We start from the raw sequence: 4,231 nt of genomic DNA, 5'->3' as shown, positions 1-4,231 counted from the left end.
TGGTCGAAAGAATTTTTCATCATTCTGCTAGGCGTCGCTCAGTATTGGCTGCGTGTTGTGGACGTGTACCCATCCACCTGCCGGTATATCCTGTGTGGTCTCGACTATCGGTTCGCTGTAGCGAATCACATTCTCACCTTTGGAGAATGGCGACAAAGCAATTTTGTGACCGAGAGGTATGTCCTCGACGGAATCTAGCAGGTGCTGGCCATCGACCACCACCGGGCTGCCCTTCCTGATTGCATGCACGGCCACGGCAACGTTGTCTTTCGCGTTGACCCTTATCGCATTACTTTTCATCAATCCTCTCCACTGAACTCCGAAGATGTCGCACCCGGCTCGAACAGGCACTGTTTACCAGCGTACCATCCTGAATATTCACTGTCAAAAGGTTGTTGTGCAGTGTCCGGTACATTAGTGGCACTACAGTGCAGCCGATACCGGTTACCACACAAGAAGAAAACTTCTCCTGCCTGCAGGGAGGTGGCAAGGTGAAGCAGCCCTGTGGCACGTAATCTTGACAGAGGCCGTCCAGCCGTATAAAGTGTTTATTGTGGGTTCAGGCCCCAACTGCTGTCGGTACTCCGTTTCCCGCGGGATTACGATATCCCCGGCACAACGGTCCAGCCGGCATTCAGAGTCCATGAACAAAGGCTAATGAAGGTCATCATTCCATATTCAAAGGAGGATTTCAATTGACACAAGCCAGCGAGAAAATCTGCGACGCACTAATTGAAGCAGGGATTGACCATGTGTTTGGTATTCCAGGTGGCCATACCCTCGGTATCTTTAACGAACTCGATAAGCGCCAGGATAAGATAAAAGTTATCCTCACACGCCATGAGCACGCGGCGGCATGTATGGCAGACATGTACGGTCGGATGACGGGAAAGCCCGGAGTAGTCATGGGGCAGGGGGCCTGGATCGCCTCGAACGCAGGTATCGGTATCATTGAAGCCTTTCTGTATGGTTCACCCATGCTTGTTCTTACCGATACTTCGGACCGCAACTTACCCCAGCTCGGCGCATACCAGTCGGGCAGCGGTGAATATGGCTCTTATGACCTTCCCGGCATAATGCGTTCCATGTGCAAATTCACGTGCTACGCTACCAGTCCGGAAGAAGCAGCGAGCGGTGTCCAGCTTGCCATCAAACACGCTATGACAGGTAAGCCGGGACCGGCCAGTGTAGTTATGCGCGCCGCTGCCCTGACCGGAGAAATGGACCCGAAGAAGGTCGACAGGATTCATAATATGGCTGGCTACCTGCCGGCGTCCAGGAGTGCGGCACCGGCTGAAGATATCGACAAGCTGCTTGAGATTTTACTGGAAGCACAGCGTCCGGTCATTATTGCCGGCAGCGGTATTCACAACTCAAAGGCATACGAAGAATTGAAGGAGCTTGCCGAAGCCCTCGGAATTCCGGTTGCTACCAGCTACCGGGGTAAAAGTGCCTTCCCCGAAGTCCATCCGCTCGCACTCGGCATGATGGGGGACTTTGGGCAGAAAGTAGCCAACAGCCTGATTGCCGCCGCCGACCTTCTTCTGGTTGTTGGATGCCGACTCGACCCCAGTGATACAAGAAATGGGAACCCCAGCATGATAGACCCCTCAAAGCAGCGGATTATCCAGATAGATATTGAACCGAGGAACGTCGGCTGGACATACCCTGTAGAAATGGGCATCACCGGTGATGCCAGGAATGTACTTACTCAAATCATGAAAGCACTGAATACCCGGAGCGGTGGCGAACTTGCCGCTCCTCAAGACCGTCTTGATGCCGTGGCAAAAGCCAAGGTGGAAGAAGCCTATTGTGAAGCCCCGGAGCTTTATTCCAGCGCCTCTCCGTTACTGCCGCAGCGGATAGTCAAGGCAATTGATAACGTATTGGACAATTCGGCAATCGTTACGTTTGATGCCGGTAACAACCGAATCTGGATGGCCCACTTCTTCAAGAGTAAAGTGGCAGGTTCGTTATTCTGTCCTGGCGGTGCTGCCGGCATGGGCTGGGGACCTCCTGCGGCTCTCACTGCCAAACTGCTCCATCCGGACCGGCCGGTACTGTCCGTATCCGGCGATGGTGGTTTCGGAATGACAACCCACGTTCTTTCCACCGCCGTCCAGTACAATCTGCCGGTAGTGTTCCTGGTGATGAATAACAGCGTACTGGGTAACGTCCGTGACGCGCAGAAGTATATGATGGGAGGCAAGGCAGTCGCTTCTGAGTTTATTGATACCGATTTTGCCGCGATAGCGCGTGCATTTGGTTGTCAGGGTATAAGGGTGGACAATCCCGATAACCTGGAACCAGCGTTAAAAGAGGCTTTCCAGTCGTCGGTGCCAACAGTGATAGATGCTATCACTGAGCCTGAAGAACCTTTCACCAAGGTAATTAACCGGTGAAAAGTAGCCTGATGAAAGCGGTAGTCAAGACGAAGAGAGAGCCGGGCATCGAGGTGCTCGATGTCGATATTCCTGAGGTCGGCGATGCCGACATCCTGGTAAAGGTTATCGCGGCAAGTGTCTGTGGCAGCGATGTTCATGTCTACGAGTGGACTCCTAACTACGAGTGGATGCCCCTGCCGGTGATACTGGGTCATGAGTTTGCCGGAGAGGTCGTCCAGGTGGGGGCGAAGGTCGACATGGTGGCGGTGGGCGACCGCATCACGGCGATGCCCGGTATGCCCTGTGGTCGATGTCTGCACTGCCAGGTAGGCAAGCCTGATGCCTGCGCCAACCGGATAGGCCTCGGGCTGGCCAGCGATGGTGCCTTTGCCGAGTACCTGCGCATTACGGCCGGTGCCAGCATCTTCAAACTGCCCGACGACCTTGACACCGAGACCGCGGCACTCACCGAGCCGCTCTGTGTGGTCCTGCGTGCCGTGGACCTGTCCACTATCAGGGTTGGTCAAACGACGGCAGTGCTGGGGCCGGGTCCTATCGGGCTGCTCACCCTCCAGGTGTTGAAGGCGGCCGGGGCAGGACTGGTAATGGTAGCCGGTACTAGTGCCGATGAAAAGCGACTGCAGATTGCCCGTGAGCTCGGTGCCGATGTTATTGTGAATGTGGACAAAGAGGACCTGGTTAGCAAAGCCAGGGAACTGAGCGGTGGAGGTTTACGTGGCGGACTGGACCTCGTCTTCGAGGCTTCGGGCAACCCGAAGAGCGTCACCGAAGCGGTCAACATGATACGTCCCGGCGGGAAGGCGATACTCATCGGGATTCATCCCGCACCGGCCGAGATACCGACCACCCAGTTGGTGCGCCAGAGCAAATCGGTCATCGGTGCCTACGGCTATGACGCCGAGATATGGCGGCGAGCGATTGCGCTCTTCACCACCGGTAAAGTCCGTGCCGGGCCGATGATAACCCACCGGCTGCCGCTCACACAGGCAAGAGAGGGCTTCGAGGCGGCGGTACGCAGAGAGGCGACCAAGGTCATCCTCGTGCCGTGAAGGGCTGGAACAACAAGGCGATAAAGCTAGCCTTCAGACTGGTACTCAGTTGTAGAAATACCAGGTATTATGTTCCGCAGGGTGACACGCCATTGACATGTCATTGCGAGTGAAACGAAGCAATCTGAATATTACGCGGATTTACGCAACCAGATACTAGAACAGCAGCACCCCGCCGCAAATGCGGATGCACTGTCCGACCACGTAATCGGAAAGGTCGGTTACCAGGAACTCCACCACCTTGGCACAGTCCTCGGCAGTACCGACCCTGCCCAGCGGGATAGACTTTTCCATCGCTTCAAGCTGGCCCGGTTTCGTGTTGAAGCTCCGTTGCATCATCCGGCCGGTCCCGATGAAGGCCGGTGCAATGCAGTTGACATTAATACCATGGGGGGCAAGCTCCCCGGCAAGGTACTGCGTGTAGTTGATGATGGCCGCTTTCGCTATGCCGTACGAGGAATAGTGACCATTGGGAGAACCCTTCAGCCCCGCCTGTGACGACACGTTCACTATCCGGCCGCTGTGCTGCTCTTTCATCGGTATTGCCGCGGCCTGGCAGCCGAATATACAGCTCATCAGGTTCCGGTCTACCTCGCGCCTTAAGTCCTCCTCCGGTACCGAGGAAGCGAAGCTGGTCTCCGGCCTGACCTGCAAGCCTCCGGCATTGTTCACCAGGATATCGATACGGCCGAACTCACTGAGTGCCTTTTCGAACATGGCATCTACTTCCTTCTTGCTGGCGGCATCGCATTCGATTCCCAGAGACCGGCGACCCAG

General features: G+C 55.6%; 4 protein-coding genes. 2 read left to right on the top strand and 2 right to left on the bottom strand.

The window, feature by feature from the left end; genetic code table 11:
- Positions 1 to 27: 27 nt before the first annotated feature.
- Positions 28 to 300: a UxaA family hydrolase gene (locus VMW13_03745; GenBank protein ID HUV43926.1), complete on the bottom strand. Its 273-nt coding sequence runs from the start codon at positions 298 to 300 to the stop codon at positions 28 to 30.
- Between the two features lie 395 nt (positions 301 to 695).
- Here VMW13_03745 and VMW13_03740 point away from each other — a divergent pair, with 395 nt between their 5' ends.
- Both VMW13_03740 and VMW13_03735 read left to right on the top strand, forming a co-directional pair.
- On the top strand, positions 696 to 2,402 hold the full coding sequence (locus VMW13_03740; GenBank protein ID HUV43925.1) for a thiamine pyrophosphate-binding protein: 1,707 nt from the start codon (positions 696 to 698) through the stop codon (positions 2,400 to 2,402).
- The gene (locus VMW13_03735) at positions 2,399 to 3,454 is read left to right on the top strand and encodes an alcohol dehydrogenase catalytic domain-containing protein (GenBank protein HUV43924.1); all 1,056 of its coding nucleotides are present in this window, start codon (positions 2,399 to 2,401) and stop codon (positions 3,452 to 3,454) included. Before VMW13_03740 ends, VMW13_03735 begins: the two co-directional genes overlap by 4 nt.
- Positions 3,455 to 3,610: 156 nt before the next feature.
- Here the strand turns inward: VMW13_03735 and VMW13_03730 are convergent.
- On the bottom strand, positions 3,611 to 4,231 hold a 621-nt coding region (locus VMW13_03730), incomplete at its 5' end, for an SDR family oxidoreductase (protein ID HUV43923.1).

It is taken from the genome of Dehalococcoidales bacterium, from assembly GCA_035529395.1.
Lineage (GTDB): Bacteria > Chloroflexota > Dehalococcoidia > Dehalococcoidales > Fen-1064 > DUES01.
The sequence above is the reverse complement of the archived record's forward strand: the minus strand, read 5'-3'. Positions and strand labels throughout refer to the sequence as shown.

Coding starts and splice junctions, on each gene's coding strand:
- VMW13_03745 (HUV43926.1), bottom strand. CDS start 300: ATGAAAAGTAATGCGATAAGGGTCAACGCGAAAGACAACGTTGCCGTG.